Source organism: Ensifer sp. ENS10 (assembly GCF_014852025.1).
In the GTDB taxonomy this organism is placed as follows: Bacteria; Pseudomonadota; Alphaproteobacteria; order Rhizobiales; family Rhizobiaceae; genus Ensifer.
Genome location: NZ_JACVAS010000076.1, coordinates 1 through 254 on the forward strand (window position 1 = coordinate 1; position 254 = coordinate 254).

Annotated in this window: 1 pseudogene; it reads right to left on the minus strand. The window is 57.5% G+C overall.

The features are described 5' to 3' along the window. Positions 1-254 (minus strand): annotated as a pseudogene (locus IB265_RS37270) (hypothetical protein); the annotation flags it as partial.

Consider the following 254-nt stretch of genomic DNA (forward strand, 5'->3'; position numbering starts at 1 on the left):
GTCCCTCGCGCTCTTCGTGCAGCAATCCCAGCCAGCACAGCGGGCGAATGATATCGTAGCGGAGCGCCGACCGTTCCGCCCAGGTTTCGACAGTCATTTCTGCTGGCTCGGGGTACGATTCGCTCGGAGCTCGTTCGCCAGGTCGTCCAACGAACAGCCCGTTTCTGCTTTCATATTGATAAGATTGAGAAAGACGTGCCACCAACGCATCCGATTACGGACAGCCTCCTGCGTCTGCCCGTAGTGGATATAAG